Source organism: Paenibacillus sp. FSL R5-0490 (assembly GCF_001956215.1).
Lineage (GTDB): Bacteria > Bacillota > Bacilli > Bacillales > Cytobacillaceae > Cytobacillus.
In genome coordinates this window covers 1-14,959 of the sequence record NZ_MRTQ01000016.1, presented here as the reverse complement: position 1 = coordinate 14,959, position 14,959 = coordinate 1, and the positions used below count along the sequence as shown (strand labels likewise).

General features: G+C 41.3%; 15 protein-coding genes. 7 read left to right on the top strand and 8 right to left on the bottom strand.

From position 1 onward, the window contains the following. Position 1 precedes the first annotated feature (1 nt). Positions 2-1,522: a DHA2 family efflux MFS transporter permease subunit gene (locus BK139_RS14075; protein ID WP_076259850.1), complete on the top strand. Its 1,521-nt coding sequence runs from the start codon at positions 2-4 to the stop codon at positions 1,520-1,522. Positions 1,523-1,586: 64 nt separating this feature from the next. Here BK139_RS14075 and BK139_RS14070 read toward each other — a convergent pair whose 3' ends face one another. After that, positions 1,587-3,362 carry a beta/alpha barrel domain-containing protein gene (locus BK139_RS14070; protein WP_076259848.1) on the bottom strand — a complete coding sequence of 592 codons (1,776 nt, stop codon included), beginning with the start codon at positions 3,360-3,362 and terminating at the stop codon, positions 1,587-1,589. Positions 3,363-3,614: 252 nt separating this feature from the next. Between BK139_RS14070 and BK139_RS14065 the strand changes: the two genes are divergently transcribed. The 4 genes from BK139_RS14065 to BK139_RS14050 all read left to right on the top strand — a co-directional run bounded on the left by BK139_RS14065 (position 3,615) and on the right by BK139_RS14050 (position 5,647). After that, the gene (locus BK139_RS14065; protein WP_076259846.1) at positions 3,615-4,040 is read left to right on the top strand and encodes a MarR family winged helix-turn-helix transcriptional regulator; all 426 of its coding nucleotides are present in this window, start codon (positions 3,615-3,617) and stop codon (positions 4,038-4,040) included. 12 nt (positions 4,041-4,052) lie between these two features. Then, positions 4,053-4,571: a spermidine/spermine N(1)-acetyltransferase gene (gene paiA / locus BK139_RS14060; RefSeq protein WP_076259844.1), complete on the top strand. Its 519-nt coding sequence runs from the start codon at positions 4,053-4,055 to the stop codon at positions 4,569-4,571. A 22-nt stretch (positions 4,572-4,593) separates the two neighbouring features. Further along, entirely contained in the window at positions 4,594-5,214 is a 621-nt protein-coding gene (locus BK139_RS14055) for an FMN-binding negative transcriptional regulator (protein ID WP_076259842.1), read from the top strand. A 145-nt stretch (positions 5,215-5,359) separates the two neighbouring features. Then, a complete protein-coding gene (locus tag BK139_RS14050; RefSeq protein ID WP_076259840.1) occupies positions 5,360-5,647 on the top strand; it encodes a hypothetical protein in 288 nt (95 codons plus the stop codon). Positions 5,648-5,748: 101 nt separating this feature from the next. Here BK139_RS14050 and BK139_RS14045 read toward each other — a convergent pair whose 3' ends face one another. The 4 genes from BK139_RS14045 to BK139_RS14030 all read right to left on the bottom strand — a co-directional run bounded on the left by BK139_RS14045 (position 5,749) and on the right by BK139_RS14030 (position 10,180). Beyond that, on the bottom strand, positions 5,749-6,219 hold the full coding sequence (locus BK139_RS14045) for a tRNA (cytidine(34)-2'-O)-methyltransferase (protein ID WP_076259837.1): 471 nt from the start codon (positions 6,217-6,219) through the stop codon (positions 5,749-5,751). Between the two features lie 105 nt (positions 6,220-6,324). Further along, entirely contained in the window at positions 6,325-7,647 is a 1,323-nt protein-coding gene (locus tag BK139_RS14040) for a CitMHS family transporter (protein ID WP_076259835.1), read from the bottom strand. A 224-nt stretch (positions 7,648-7,871) separates the two neighbouring features. Next, on the bottom strand, positions 7,872-8,423 hold the full coding sequence (locus BK139_RS14035; protein ID WP_286148906.1) for a response regulator: 552 nt from the start codon (positions 8,421-8,423) through the stop codon (positions 7,872-7,874). A gap of 131 nt (positions 8,424-8,554) precedes the next feature. After that, positions 8,555-10,180, bottom strand: coding sequence for an ATP-binding protein (locus tag BK139_RS14030; RefSeq protein WP_076259833.1), 1,626 nt, complete (start codon positions 10,178-10,180; stop codon positions 8,555-8,557). A gap of 613 nt (positions 10,181-10,793) precedes the next feature. On the opposite strand from BK139_RS14030, the gene BK139_RS14020 reads away from it, so the two are divergent. Next, the gene (locus BK139_RS14020) at positions 10,794-11,312 is read left to right on the top strand and encodes a GNAT family N-acetyltransferase (protein WP_076259827.1); all 519 of its coding nucleotides are present in this window, start codon (positions 10,794-10,796) and stop codon (positions 11,310-11,312) included. Between the two features lie 113 nt (positions 11,313-11,425). Continuing rightward, positions 11,426-11,845 (top strand): VOC family protein, encoded by a 420-nt coding sequence (locus tag BK139_RS14015; protein ID WP_076259825.1) that lies wholly within the window; start codon positions 11,426-11,428, stop codon positions 11,843-11,845. A gap of 375 nt (positions 11,846-12,220) precedes the next feature. On the opposite strand, the gene ytzI is transcribed toward BK139_RS14015, so the two are convergent. Genes ytzI through BK139_RS14000 form a run of 3 tightly spaced genes read right to left on the bottom strand, consistent with a single transcriptional unit; the run spans position 12,221 to position 14,563 of the window. Beyond that, a complete protein-coding gene (ytzI, locus tag BK139_RS14010; protein WP_076259822.1) occupies positions 12,221-12,388 on the bottom strand; it encodes a YtzI protein in 168 nt (55 codons plus the stop codon). Positions 12,389-12,428: 40 nt separating this feature from the next. Further along, positions 12,429-12,773 (bottom strand): ArsR/SmtB family transcription factor, encoded by a 345-nt coding sequence (locus BK139_RS14005; protein WP_076259819.1) that lies wholly within the window; start codon positions 12,771-12,773, stop codon positions 12,429-12,431. A gap of 29 nt (positions 12,774-12,802) precedes the next feature. After that, positions 12,803-14,563, bottom strand: a complete 1,761-nt coding sequence (locus BK139_RS14000; protein ID WP_076259816.1) for a SulP family inorganic anion transporter — start codon at positions 14,561-14,563, stop codon at positions 12,803-12,805. Positions 14,564-14,959 lie beyond the last annotated feature (396 nt).

The window sequence follows — 14,959 nt, the reverse complement described above, 5'->3', positions numbered from 1 at the left end:
AATGTCACAGCAAACCAATACGGATCAAAACAAACCGCCATATGGCATGATCGCCATTTTATTTATCGGGGCTTTTGTAGCAATATTGAATGAAACATTGCTGAACGTTGCTCTCCCATCCATTATGGAAGAATTTGATGTGAATGCAACTGCCGTACAATGGCTGTCTACAGGCTATATGCTTATTAACGGGATTTTAATACCGGCGAGTGCATTCTTCATTCAGCGATTTTCCGATAAGAAATTATTCATTACAGCCATGTCACTGTTTACTTTGGGAACATTCCTGGCCAGCATTGCGCCTGCATTTGGTGTGTTATTAGGGGCCCGGATGATTCAGGCTTCAGGATCCGCGATTATGATGCCCCTATTAATGAATGTCATGCTTACCGCCTTTCCGGTCGAAAAAAGAGGGGCAGCAATGGGGATGTTTGGTCTTGTCATGATTACAGCTCCAGCAATTGGTCCGACTCTTTCCGGATGGCTCATTGAACATTACAGCTGGAGAATGTTATTTGACCTTGTTCTGCCAATTGCCCTGCTAACCGTAGTTTTTGCAGTCTTTAAGTTAAAAGATATCACACCGCAGAGAGCGATTAAGCTTGATTTCATCTCGCTGGTTTTATCAAGCATCGGGTTTGGCGGCTTGCTTTATGGCTTTAGTTCAGCAGGGGAAAAAGGCTGGGATAGTCCCCTCGTGTACGGTACGATTGTGATTGGGGCACTTGCTTTACTTACCTTTGTACTCCGTCAGCTTCGGATGGATGATCCTATGCTTGAATTTCGCATCTATAAATATCCGATGTTTGCCCTGTCATCGGCCATTTCGATCGTGATCGCCGTTGCCATGTTTTCAGCGATGATTTTGATGCCCATCTATGTACAGACCATCCGCGGAATTTCACCGATGGATTCGGGTCTATTGATGCTTCCGGGAGCGATTGTCATGGGGATCATGTCTCCCATTACAGGGAAGCTCTTTGATAAGTATGGGGCAAGAGTTTTAGCGGTGATTGGGCTGACTATTACCGTTGTAACATCTTATTTCTTCAGCAGAATCGGCATGAATACGGCCTATTCAACCCTTGTTCTGCTGTATACCTTTCGAATGTTCGGGATGTCAATGGTTATGATGCCTGTCATGACAAATGGATTGAATCAGCTGCCGCCGATCAACAATCCGCACGGAACCGCCATGAATAATACACTGCAGCAGGTATCCGGCGCCATTGGCTCCGCGCTGCTGATTACCGTCATGAATAACCGTACGAAAGAAAAAGCAGAGGAGCTGGCTGCTGACACACTGGCCAATACGAGCGCAAGTGCAGCTCAGCCATCTGCACAGGCCGCAGCTGACATGCAGCAGCAAATCATGAATGAAGCGATGCTGCATGGCATTAATTTCACTTTCTTCCTTTCTGCATTGATTGCGGTCATTGCACTTATACTTGCTTTCTTTATTAAGAGAGTGAAACCTCATCATGAGAATCAGACAGGTGAAGGAGCAGCTGTTAAAGAGTAATCAATATACTGAAAACCGGGTGGTGTCCAGTTTCTGGCACCGCCCGGTTTTTTTTATGCTGCCGCTATTTTTTTAATAAAAAAGGGGCGGTTGCAATAACACCAATCACATACAAAAGCAAAGCGAAGTAAGCAGGAAGCAGATGGATGAAATCTATATAGTTAATAAAAAAGTGAGTTAAAATCCCGGCGGCAAATGCAGGGATGGCACCAATGGTGAAGGTCCACCATACCCAGCGTTCCCCCTCGCGGATGCCCCATAAAGCCAGCATCAGGACGAGCAAGCCTACACTCAGGAGTGCGCTCCCAAAGCCTGCCCGGTCATGTGCGATCACAGGAATTAACCGATCGTTAAACTCGTTAAGCGCTTCCGGAGTCAGGCAAAGATAAGCAAGATCTGTTGGTACAAACACATGTGAAGCTCCTATGGCGGAAATGACCATCCCGCCAATAGCTAATGAAAAGCCCAGTATTACAAAACAAAGCTGGCCGAATAAGCTTAGCTTCCACTGCGCACTGTTTGAAAGGTTTGAACTGGCGGGGGGTGCACTTGCGTTTCTTGATTTTGCATATCCCAATATAAACAAGGGCAGTAAAATAAGCCAAAACAGCCCATGAAGCCAATCGAAATAACCGTAGCCAATAAACAGGACAATCCCCAGGAAGCCGATGGTTCCTGCTATATTTACTGCTTTTCTTGCCCAGTGGAGGCCGTGTCTTATACCATGCCTGGCAAGCTGCATATAGATGATTCCACCTGAAATCATCGTTCCAGAAAGCGTCATTCTGTCATGTGCCATAAAATATAAAATGGCAGGGTTAAAATAAAGAATATCTTTCCTGAAGATCCCAAGAAATCTCTCATCATAGGGAAGGATCACCGAGGTCATGCTGAAAAACAGGGCAATAAAACCTGCAATGGCAATAGCCAAGCCAAACAGCCAATACCAGCGCCATCCTTCCACTTTAACAGGCTCCATCTTGAATGTGCTGGTATAGGCCTCGTTAATCCTCTTCGGCAATCCAGGTCCAGTGAAAATGTACTCATCGCCTAACAGGATTAAAGAAGCTCCGTTTTCCAGCAGTTTAATAGCATCTGAAGGCTCTTTAACACAGCCTGTAGTGATGATGGGCAAATCTTCGCTGTACAGCTTCCTGAGAGCTGCAAGCTTATGAATGAGTTTTTCCGGTGAATCACTGCCTGTAAGAAGAACTCCGTCCGGGCTATAGTCAAGCCTGAGAGTATCATCCTGTGAAATAGAAAGAATGATAGGTTTATTTAATTCGTATTTAAATTGATTAAATTGGCTCGCTGATTGAAAAGTATGGCTGCCCAAAATAAATCCGTCACTAAAAGGAAGCAATGCTTCACAAATTTGGATTGCCTCTTGATGAGTACCTTCAACGTTTATAAGAAACGGAATCTTCTTTTTCTTTAGTGAAAGCAGCTGTTCCTTAGCAGCCGTTAACTCTACGGAAGCGTCAGTTAATCTATGTATCTTCTCTTGTTTCGGGTCTGCATATAGTTCTTCTGATGACCCTCGAATGGAAACGGGCCCAATTTCGATAAAACCAAACCCCAGATTCTGAAAAGCCTTCATCCCCGATAATTGAGGATCAATCCTGCCGCTTAGTCCGACTGGAGTGGAAAAATGAACGCCAAATACATTTTTCGCAAGCTTGCAGGAGGGTTCCAAATGACCAAGAAATTCGATTAATCCTTCCCCTATACGGCTGGATGATATCATGCTCATTCCGCGATGGATAAACTCTCTGCTGAAGGAAGGGGGCAGCTTTTGAAGTATGGGCTTAAAAATAGGATGATACGACCAATCCGGCAAATAAACACCTCCCATTTTTATCTATTTTAGCATATGAGTTTGGATGGATAGGTTTTTATTGTAGTGGAAGAGTGTTCTTTCTTTTTTATAATTGGACCCATGCATCTCCATTAAAAAGGCAAAATATATCTTTATTTTTATTGCATATGCAACAAAAATAAGTTAAATTGAATATATTGCACCATTGTTGTATTTACAACAAAAATTCGTGTTAAGGAGCTGACTACGCTGGAAATTCTCCGTGAAATTGGCATGATTGCGAGGGCGCTGGATTCCATAAGCAATATCGAATTTAAAGAGCTTGACCTTACAAAAGGGCAGTATCTGTACCTTGTGCAAATATGTGAAAAACCAGGAATTATTCAGGAAAAATTAGCTGAAATGATAAAAGTAGATCGGACAACAGCGGCCCGTGCGATTAAAAAGCTTGAACTGAACGGTTTTATAGAAAAGAAAGGTGATGAACAGAACAAGAAAATCAGGAAGCTCTTCCCTACAGAGAAAGGGAAAAAAGCGTTTCCTTTTATAAAAAAAGAACATGAATATTCCAATGCGATTGCCTTAGAGGGATTCACTGAAAAAGAAGCAGAAATCATTTTCAGTCTGCTCCAAAAAGTTAGGAAAAATGTAGAGAAAGACTGGGAATATGTGAAAAAGGGGAACAAGAGAAATTATTGAAGGAGAGTCATAATGACTATTAATATAAAAAAATGTACGGTTGAAGATTTAAGGAGACTACAGGAAATTAGCTATGAAACCTTTAATGAGACGTTTAAGGATCAAAATTCACCCGATAATATGCAAGCCTATTTGGAAAAGGCATTTAACCTAAAGCAACTAGAGACTGAACTATCTCAACCTTCATCACAGTTCTATTTTGTTGAATTTGAGGGCGAGACAGCCGGGTATTTAAAGGTCAATACTGATGAGGCTCAGACTGAAGAAATGGGCGGCGAAGCACTCGAAATCGAGAGAATTTATATCAGAAGCCCATTTCAGAAACAAGGGTTTGGTAAGTATCTGTTCCATAAAGCCCTTGAAAGTGCGATGGAGCTTAATAAAAAGAAAATTTGGCTGGGTGTATGGGAAAAAAATGAAAAGGCAATTGCCTTTTATAAGAAAATGGGGTTTGTCCAAACGGGAGCCCATTCTTTTTATATGGGTGATGAAGAACAAACGGATTTTATAATGGCCAAGACTCTTAACTAATTTTTTCGAAGGGCGGATGGTTATGTATATTCCAAAATACTATAAAGTCACTAATGCGGATGAAATATGGGAGTTTGTTCAAAGTAACTCGTTTGGCACGATCGTCACAGTAAAACAAGGAAGGCCCATTGCCACTCATGTGCCATTGCAGCTAATAAAAGAAGGAGATACGTGCTATTTAACAGGGCATATGGCTTACGGGAACCCGCAATGGAAAACTTTTGCAGACTCTGAAGATGTACTGGTGATGTTCCAGGGGCCACATGCTTATATTTCTTCCTCCTGGTATGAAGAAGAAAATGTGCCGACTTGGAATTATCAGGCTGTCCATGTATATGGTCAAGCGAGTATTCTGAGTGAAGAGGAATTAAAGGGTGACCTGGCCATCCTGCTTCAAAAATATGAAAAGCATCGCAAAAATCCTGTCTTATGGGATACACTTTCTCCTGAGCTTGTAGAACAGCAGCTAAAAGGAATTGTTGGATTCAAGATAAAAGTACAGGAAATTCAAGCTGCCAATAAACTAAGCCAGAACCGTAATGAAAGAGACTATCAAAACATCATTCATAAACTCTATGAAGAGAATGATTTTAATTCTAAGCAAATGGCCCGGCTGATGGAAGGAAAGCTAAAAAGGGATTAAGTTTATAAAAAAACAGAGGAATCCAATGTCCTCTGTTTTTTTAGTGATTGGAGTATTATGTCAGGATGGAGGGAGATTGAACCTTTACATGAAACGAATGTATACCACTCTCATACATTAGTATTACAGGGAGGTGAAACCCAATATGGAAATCATTATATTTTTGGCCATACTTGGTTTATGCCTATTTGGTTTTAATTGGATAATGGGATACAGAAAGAATCATATCACGATTGATCTGGATGAGAGGTATGTGGACTTCAAAGAGTATATTGAGGCAATCCAGAGTGAACTTGTCAACCAAGGGAGAGAGGTCAGCTATGTAGGGAATCGAAAATTCATTATTGATGGCCGGACCTATATTTTCATAGAACGCAATGTTTCGATGGGAGGCGTTCCCCTGCAAAGAACCATTCTGAAACCTGAAAAGTGATTAACTTGAAGGTGTTAAAGAGAGATAGGGGGACTGAATCAAATTTGAGAATGTCTTTTATAAGAGGGAAAGATAAACCATCTTCCAGCGCAGAAGATGGTTTATTTCATATTCGGAAATCCCTGCTGGCGCAATGCTTCATACACCAATATCGCAGCTGTGCTCGAAAGGTTGAGTGATCGGACATTGCCATTCATGGGGATTCTTAAGAAATGATCTTTATTTTCTTCCAGCAGGTCTTTAGGCAAGCCTGTTGTTTCTTTTCCAAACATAAAATAATGCTCCTTTGAGACATCACTGAAATCAAAGGAAGAATGCGCCTGTTCACCAAAGGTTTCAATATAGTAAAACTCCCCCTGGTTTTTTGAGAAAAATTCATCCATGGAATCATAATACGATATGTTCACTGATTCCCAGAAATCAAACCCTGCCCGCTTGATCATTTCCGGCTCTGTTGAAAAGCCAAGCGGCCGGATCAAATGCAGAGCTGTATCCGTTCCAGCGCAAGTCAGGGCAATATTTCCGGTGTTGGCCGGAATATCCGGCTGATATAGTACGACATGTATGGCCAAGGGTTGTCACCTCAATGTTTTGATTTAGCCTTTAAATTATAGCATACGATCAAATGCGAGGTGAAAAACAGCAGTATTCATTTATCCTAACCGGTTTTCAGGATATTAAATCGAAATAACGCCAAATGCAATGGCAGCAATAATCATAAATAGTGAAGAGGCAACTGCCCACTTTAATGCAAAGCGCTGATTCTGACCATAGTCAATGCCGATCATGCCGACTAGCAGGTAACCTGCGGCATAGAGCGGACTTAGCACGTGAGCGGGCTGGCCGAGCACTGATGCACGGGCAATTTCAGCCATAGGAATATTGTAGTTCGCAGCCGTTTCCCCTATGATCGGGATAATTCCATAATAATAGGGATCGTTCGCCATGAAATACGTAAATGGCATGCTTGTGATCGCTGTAATTAATGGCAGCTGTGACCCTAACTGATCTGGAATGACTTGAACAAGCGCTGTCGCCATTGCATCCACCATTTCAGTTCCATTCATGATTCCTGTGAAAATGCCAGAGGCAAAGACTAAGGCGACAACTGCCAGGACATTTCCAGCATGCGCGGCAACACGTTCTTTTTGCTGTACTAAGTTGGGATAATTTATCATCGCGGCAAGTGCAAAGCCTAACATAAAGAGAACAGGGAGCGGCAGCAATCCGGCGATTAAGGCAATCAGAAGGGCTATGGTCAGTCCTGCATTTACCCAAATTAGCTTTGGACGCTTCAGTTCAGTAAGCGTTTCTCTGCTGGCAGCAGCGGCCACCTCTTCCTCTGCAGCCTGTAGCTCTCTGATAGCTGAATCATCCATTTGGCGGATTCCGATTCGTTTCCGTTCCTTAAGGCCAAAGTACCAGGCAGCAAGGAAGGCAAAAAGAATGCCGGCTGCCATTACAGGAATCAGCGGAAGGAATACTTCCTCGGTTGTAAGCTGCAGAGAACTGATGACTCTGGCTGTCGGTCCGCCCCAGGGTGTCATGTTCATAACGCCGATGGAGAGAAGGGCGAGCGTTGCCAGCATGTATAAATTCATATTCAGTTTTTTGTATAGTGGCAGCATGGCTGTGACAGTAATGATGAACGTTGTTGTTCCATCTCCGTCCAGAGCGACCAGCGACGCGAGAGCAACAGTTCCAAGGGCAATCTTTAGCGGGTCACCCTTAACAATCCGTAAAATTGTATTCACAATTGGTTCAAATAAGCCTGCATCAATCATGACGCCGAAATAGAGGATAGCAAACACAAGCATAACGCCTGTAGGAGCAACCTGCTTAATCCCTTCAAGCATCATATCTCCAATCCCTGTATAGAACCCGCCAATTAAAGCAAATATGATTGGCACAATAATTAATGCCAATAGGGCAGACATTCGTTTCGTCATTATTAAAGCCATAAAAACAGCAACCATACAATATCCAAGCAATGCGAGCATAAAACCCCTCCTAATCATTTGTAAGCGCTTCCTTTTGAATCACTTTATCAGGGGTGCTCCTGAAAGGCTAGATTAGTTGTTTAAGTTGAATAAAACATAATAATTTCATAATTTTCATATTTTTTATGAAACTAGAGATGAAGACATACTGGTTTACCGGTGAATAAGGGAGGCAGGAGGGCTGCTTTCCAAGTAAAAAGCAAGCCCCTTTATATGAGGGCTTGCTAGAGTTGTTTGTATCGGCGTTCGGGACGGCCCACACTGCCATAGACTATATCCACTTCCACAAGGTCAAGGGAAACCAGGTACTCTAAATAGCGCCTTGCTGTGGAGTGACTTGCGCCGATTTGCATTCCTACTTCTTCAGCATTCAGGCTTGTGGATGCAGCTTCCATTGCTTGTGTAACTTTTCGCAGTGTATGTTTGTCGATGCCTTTTGGCAAAGCCTCAGCCTCGTGCTTTGTCTCCGCAGCAGGGGAACTTTTTTTAAAAAGCCGCTGTATTTGATCTTGTTTAATATGAGCATTGGTTTGCCACGCGTGCCTTGTTTGGCTGTACTCTTCAAAAGTTGAAAAAAAGCTTTCAACCATTATAGGCTTCAGCAGATAGCTATATGCTCCCCCGCGCATGGCATCTCTTACGGTTTTAGCATCATTTGAAGCTGTTATCATGATGATATCGATATGACGGTGGTTGTGTTTGATCTGAAACAGCAAATCAATGCCATTGGCGTCCGGCAGGTGAACATCGAGCAAGATCAAGTCAGGTGTAATCACGTTTAGCAATTGAATCGTTTCAGAAGCTTGCTTTCCCTATGACAGTGAAATCCTGTCTTTTTTGGATAAGCTGTTCATATACAGACGAAGCGACAGGGTCATCCTCAACGATAAGCACCCCAATTGATGGGTTAGTCATGATTTTCTCTCTCCTCCGCGGTTGTGTATTCAGGATTGTTTTTTGGAATGGCGATGGTCATGCATGTTCCTTCTAACCGGTCTGTACGGTACCATTCCCCGCCAAGCTGGCTTAGTGCATGCTGCATGATTGTCAGGCCCAGGCCGTGCTGCGGGTGGTTTTTGGTTGTGGCTCCTTCAGTGAAAAAGTAGGCTTCTTCTTCGGAGGTCATTCCTTTGCCATTATCTTCAATATCCATAACCAGCTCGTCTCCATAGTCTGTAAAGGACAAGTGGACAGCGGCGTTCTTTCCTTTCCATTCAGAAGATGCTTCAAGAGCATTATCAATCAAATTGCCAATTACAGTAACGACATGTTCACTTTGAATGGTATCAGGGAAGTCCAGCCATTGGCTGTTTTCATCAAAGGTGATTGAGACTTTCATTTCTTTGGCCCGGTTCACTTTCCCAAGAAGAACGGCAACAATTAAAGGATCTTTAATTGTGGACATTAAAAAGGTGACAGTCTGCTGCAGTTCCTGCACCTCCATCTTCATAAATGCCTTTGCCTCTTCGTAACGCTCCAATAGCAGGAGCCCGTTTAATGTGTTCAATTTATTTAAATATTCATGGGTCTGTGCCCGAATATGGTTCGCGTGCTGCCGGATCTCAATAAGTTCATTTGCCAGATCTTCTACTTCAGAGAAGGGGCGGATAGTCAGCACTATACCTGATATTGCCGTTTCTTCAGCTAAGATGGGCGAGAGGTCTACAATATATATCGAGTTCTTGATGAGTACTTGTTCCTGAATTAATTGATCCGGATTCTGTAATGCAGTTCTGATAAGCGCTTTCAAATGTGGCTCGGTCAGTGTACATTCTACATGCTCCCCCAGAATGACACGCGCTTTTTTATTGGCTGATAAAATTTGGAGTGCAGGGCTGATGGCAAGAGTGGCGTCCCCAATCGACTCCAGAATAGCCTGTTTTTCAGAAAAGGCATGAGAAATCTCCTCGGGCTCTAAATTAAATATTAGCCTTTTGACTCGTCTGGCAATATAAAATGCGCCTGGTATGCCAATCAGAAGGGCAAGTCCGCCGAAAGCTGCTACCCGCAACTGGTAAACAAAGATTCTGCTTTCTACTTCATTCGTTAAGAAGCCAACGGAAGAAACACCGATAATAGTACCTGCCTCATCATAAATGGGTGTTTTCGCTTTAACTGCTTCTCCTAAGACGCCATTTCCTATGAAAATAACAGAATCTCCTGCGAGCGGGGCTTTGTTGCTTGTTTCTGTCACTTTGCCAATTTGATCCGGGTAGGGATGGGAATAGCGGATGCCATCCTCGTTCGCTATTACTATATAATCTGCACCTGTCCGCTCTCTAAGTTTCTCGGCAATCGGCTGTATAAGCTGTGCCGGATGTTCTGCAGCAAACGCATCGATAATAGAATCGTTTTCAGCAACCAATTCCGCAACGGTCATCGCCTGCTGGCCGGTGGTTCTCTCAATCATTTGATCAATAATGGAGGAAAAAGAAATGATGATTAACAGTATGCAAAGTATGAGTACAGTAAGAACGAGCAGAACCATTTGCCCGAAAAGCCCCGGCCGTTTTAATTTAAAGAGTTTCGACACTTTGGCCACCTCTGGCAATTTTATTTACTACTAGATTAAAGGAGGCAATTCCATTCGGCAAGGTAAAGTTTAATCACAGGATGTGCCATTCTGCAGTTGGGGTGTTGCCACCCTGTACTCTATTTTCAGAATAAAGTAATTTTTGTAAAAATATGTTAAACTAAAGATTAGAAGGTACTTGAAAAAAGGAGGGGAAAATCATACGGACTAAATATTTTATTGTTTTGCTTCTGACTTTTTTGATTGAAGTAGGTGTAACACTTTTCGTTGCCTCCACATTCTCTGTAAGGTTCATTGAGGTCATGTTTTTTACTGGCATGGCTTTTGCTGGCCTTAGCTTTTACTTTTCAAGCAGCGGGGGAGTCATTTCTGATTTCAGTTCCTCAAATGCAAGCGCACAAACAGGCCTCATCCAAAAGCGGGAAGTGTTTGTGTTTAGGAGGGGGCCAGTCTTCACAGCCTCCATCATTTTTTTCTGCATTGGGTTAGTGCTGTTTATTCTGCTTATTTCAGGGGTTATTCGCCTGCAGGTTAAGGTGTGATGCTAATAATGATTCGCAGTAATCGTATGTCATAATCATTGTTTATATTGTACAACGGAAAGGGGTGTTATATGAGGATTAGGGCAGCCAATCTATCAGATGCAGGCGCAATTGCTAAGGTACACGTTGACAGCTGGAGAACTACATACAAAAATATTTTTCCAGAAGAATTCTTAGAAAATTTATCATATCAAAGTCGTGAAGAGTTATGGATTAGTATTATTCCACAGGGGATTGTCTTTGTGGCGGAAAATGATGAAGGACAGATTGTTGGTTTTTCATCTGGAGGCAAGGAAAGAAGTGGGGATTACAAGGAATACCAGGGAGAACTCAGTTCCATCTATATTTTGAAAGAATTTCAAGGGCAAGGAATAGGCAAGGCTCTTGTTAAATCTGTAATTAAGGAATTAGGAAAATCAGGGATGAACACCATGCTCGTTTTTGTATTAGCGGATAATAATTCCACGTTATTTTATGAGGCCATGGGCGGCAAGGTTATTGATAAGATTGAAGTTGAGATTGCAGGAAAGAAACTTTATGAACTTGTTTACGGCTGGGATACAATTGATACTTTAAATGGACAGGAATGAACTCGTAAGAACAGAGGCAGTCATGCAAAATAGGAGAATCATCCATATATATATATTCACGGTTTATTTATTACATTAAAAGCAAATATTTTAAAATTTGGGAGATGACGAAAATGAGCGAGAAATTATTACGAGTAGGTACAACCTATATTCCAGTAACAAATGTAGATCTTTCCTCTGAGTGGTATGTAAATAAATTAGGAGCAGAGTTAAGCTACAAAGATCAGGACAAAGCAATTTTAAATTTTGCCAATCAGAGTATTTTTCTGGTGAAATCTAAGGAAGGTCAAAGTGCCAATTTCTTTGATATTTACGGCAATGAGCGATTTTCGCTTACATTTGAAGTTAATGGATTAAGTGCCTTAGAAGCCATACATAAAGACTTTAAGCAAAATGGAATAAGAGTAGGAGAGATCGAAGACAGAGGACACTCTGGAAGAAACTTTGTCTTTTATGATTTAGACGGGAACAAATTTGATGTGTGGAGTGAACTGAGTCCAGCCTTCAAGGAGAAATATCTCATTTCTAAATAGATATTTTAATGAAGGTTTTCATAATACATTTATAATAAGGTGAAAGGTTGAAGAATAGTCGAAATCAGCTGCTGTCCAGGCTGATTTTTTTTATTAAAGAGGCGGGTTATCTTAAATGAAACTTATTCTCCACCTATCCGTAATATCAAAAGAGATATGAAACTTAGTTATAAATGAGATGAGGAAAAAACAATGGATATCATTATTGGAGTGGCAATTGCAGTGGCTTTAATCGGGTTGCCTCTATTATTGTTCACTTGGTCATTAGTGAGATTAGTTGATTTGATAAAGAAACGGTAAAAGATAGTAAACAAATAAAAAAGGGAATGATCCAAGAAGGATTATCCCTTATTTTTGCTGAAGTGGCATCTATTATTATTTATTGTTACTATTTTGTACTTGGCGATCTTCGCTTCTATTTGGATTGTTTTCTAAGGGGTCCACGGTATGCTTAAAGTTATAGGCTTTAGAAGTTGTGATAACACTTAAGAATAGCACAATTAAAACAATCAAAACCCCAACAATTATTAATCCCGTTAACATTTTATTCACCTGATTTCATCTGTTTTTTCATAATCGCCGTTTAAGGCTGTTCGGTATGATCATCATCATTAAACTTATCTAGCATTTCGATCGTATCGACAAGGTGGTTATTAAAAATTTGGCGTGCTGCTTGAAGTAATTCAACAATCATGGGGTCTCTTAAGGAATAGATAACACGATTTCCATCTTTCGTTCCCGTGACAATGTTTTTAGCTCTTAAGACAGTTAGTTGCTGTGAAACCGCAGACCCTTCACTTCCTACAAGGCTTTGAATTTCATTTACATTTTTATCTCCATCCGCTAATAATTCCAAAATCCTTATCCTCAACGGATGGGCAAGAGCTTTAAAGAATTCAGCTTTAAACTGCTGGATTTCAAGGTTCAATTTATTGGCCCTCTCTTTCAAATCGGTTTTTAAGATGAACTGGCAGCCTTTCGTAATTCTTCCCTATCACTTTCTTCACCAGAAAAGACTGTACATTCTCTAAATGCAAAGTGTTTGCAGCCTAGGCATTTCCCTTTATTTAAGTGTGTAAGTGAAAAATTAATCGCCTCACCAGTATGTTCAAAGAAATATTCTTTTCCTATAAATTCATATAATCCTGTCTTTTTAAGCACTTGTTTTGGCTGAGGTTTTATTCCAGATATTAAAATAATCCCGTGTTTTGAGAAATCCTTTATCACTCTGGATAAATAATATTCACCCGTTGTATCCAGCAGCGGGACTTTCCCCATTCTTAAAAGTAAAACTCTCGGTTTATGGTTGAACGTATTCATGACTGACTGTTCGAACGATTGAGCATCCCCGAAAAATAAAGGGCCTTCTACCGTATAAATACTAATTTGAGGACAGTCATGAGTATCTGTCACCATGTGAGATTGGATTTTTCCATGTTTGTTTTCGTGATTTGGCAGTGCCTTTGAAGCTACCATCATATCACTCATGCGTTTTGTAAATAAAACTATTGCTAATATGAGTCCTGCCTCAACAGCAATCGTCAGGTTTGCAAAAACCGTTAATAAAAAGGTCACAACTAAAACGAGTGAATCTCCCGTCCTGGTTTTTAATACATGATAAAATTCATGCTTCTCGCTCATGTTCCAAGCAACGACCATTAAAATAGGGGCCATACTTGCTAAAGGAATAGTCGACGCATAAGGTGCAAAGAGCAGTAAAATTAACAAAACCGCGATTCCATGAATGATTCCGGAAAAGGGAGAAACGGCTCCGTTTTTTATATTTGTGGCTGTTCTGGCTATTGCGCCTGTAGCCGGTATCCCGCCAAATAATGGAGTAATTATATTTGCAATACCTTGGCCTACGAGTTCTCGATTACTATTATGCTTACTTTTTGTCATTCCATCGGCTACTACTGCAGATAATAAGGATTCCATGCCGCCAAGTAAAGCAATAATGAAGGCAGGTCCGATTAACAGCTGTATTTTTTCAAGCGTAATCTCCGGGATCTCAAAACGGGGTAACGAACTTGGAATATCCCCGAATGTTGATCCAATCGTTGCTACTTGATCTGGATAGAAGAAAATTGCTACAAGTGTAGAAAGCAGTAATCCAGCAAGAGATCCAGGTATCCTGGAAAAGAATTTAGACGCCAGTAAGATGGTCACTAAACAAATCCCGCCTGTTAAAACACTATAACCATTCATGGTATGAAAGTGAACGATAATTTCATTTATATTACTAAGAAATGATTCATGCTTCTCAACACCTGTCAGTCCTAAAAAGTTGGCAATTTGACCGGCAAAAATGATGACAGCGATCCCTGCTGTAAAACCAATCGTTACAGGTCTTGGAATAAATTTAATCAAAGACCCCAGCCGGAAAATGCCCATAAAACATAATATAACCCCTGCTATAAACCCGGCAATTAATAGGTTTTCATATCCATATGTCATCACAATTCCAAACAAAATGGGGATAAATGCCCCAGTAGGTCCACCGATCTGAAATTTCGACCCGCCGAACAGTGAAATCAATATCCCTGCAATGATTGTCGTATAAATTCCATATTCAGGTTTTACTCCTGAAGCAATGGCAAACGCCATACCTAATGGAATGGCAATTACGCCAACCACAAGACCAGACAGAAGGTCCTTCTGCAACCTTTGTAAGGAATACCCGCTATATCTTCCAGTAAAAATCGATTTGTATTGCATATCTAACCCTTCTTTAATTTTATAATTTGTATATCTGGTTATTTGAATATACTATGATATGAATTTACTCCGATTACTTAATATTGTCAAAAGGAATTTTTAGGGGAGGTTTTATGAAGCATATCAAGAATCACGGGAAGGGAGATGAAGCGGTGTCCGTCTGGATATAAACGGAGAAGTTGGAAACCCTATAATGAAAGATTTTTATCGCAGTCTAACGGGCAGTAAGACCCCCGCTTCAAGACTCAGAGGAATCAAAGAAGGATAAGTGGGGGTCAAACTGCCCGTAAAGGCCCGATTGGCGAGATACAGTGAAACTTGCCGACGCGCAGGCAGAGGCTTAGTTGAACCAATCGGGTTCGTAGTGTCGATTGATCGAAGCGCTAGCGGAGATCT

Excerpts from the sequence above, each read along its gene's own strand:
- BK139_RS14075 (WP_076259850.1), top strand. The coding sequence starts at position 2 with ATGTCACAGCAAACCAATACGGATCAAAACAAACCGCCATATGGCATG.
- BK139_RS14065 (WP_076259846.1), top strand. The coding sequence starts at position 3,615 with ATGATTGCGAGGGCGCTGGATTCCATAAGCAATATCGAATTTAAAGAG.
- paiA (WP_076259844.1), top strand. The coding sequence starts at position 4,053 with ATGACTATTAATATAAAAAAATGTACGGTTGAAGATTTAAGGAGACTA.
- BK139_RS14055 (WP_076259842.1), top strand. The coding sequence starts at position 4,594 with ATGTATATTCCAAAATACTATAAAGTCACTAATGCGGATGAAATATGG.
- BK139_RS14050 (WP_076259840.1), top strand. The coding sequence starts at position 5,360 with ATGGAAATCATTATATTTTTGGCCATACTTGGTTTATGCCTATTTGGT.
- BK139_RS14040 (WP_076259835.1), bottom strand. The coding sequence starts at position 7,647 with ATGCTCGCATTGCTTGGATATTGTATGGTTGCTGTTTTTATGGCTTTA.
- BK139_RS14020 (WP_076259827.1), top strand. The coding sequence starts at position 10,794 with ATGAGGATTAGGGCAGCCAATCTATCAGATGCAGGCGCAATTGCTAAG.
- BK139_RS14015 (WP_076259825.1), top strand. The coding sequence starts at position 11,426 with ATGAGCGAGAAATTATTACGAGTAGGTACAACCTATATTCCAGTAACA.
- ytzI (WP_076259822.1), bottom strand. The coding sequence starts at position 12,388 with ATGTTAACGGGATTAATAATTGTTGGGGTTTTGATTGTTTTAATTGTG.
- BK139_RS14000 (WP_076259816.1), bottom strand. The coding sequence starts at position 14,563 with ATGCAATACAAATCGATTTTTACTGGAAGATATAGCGGGTATTCCTTA.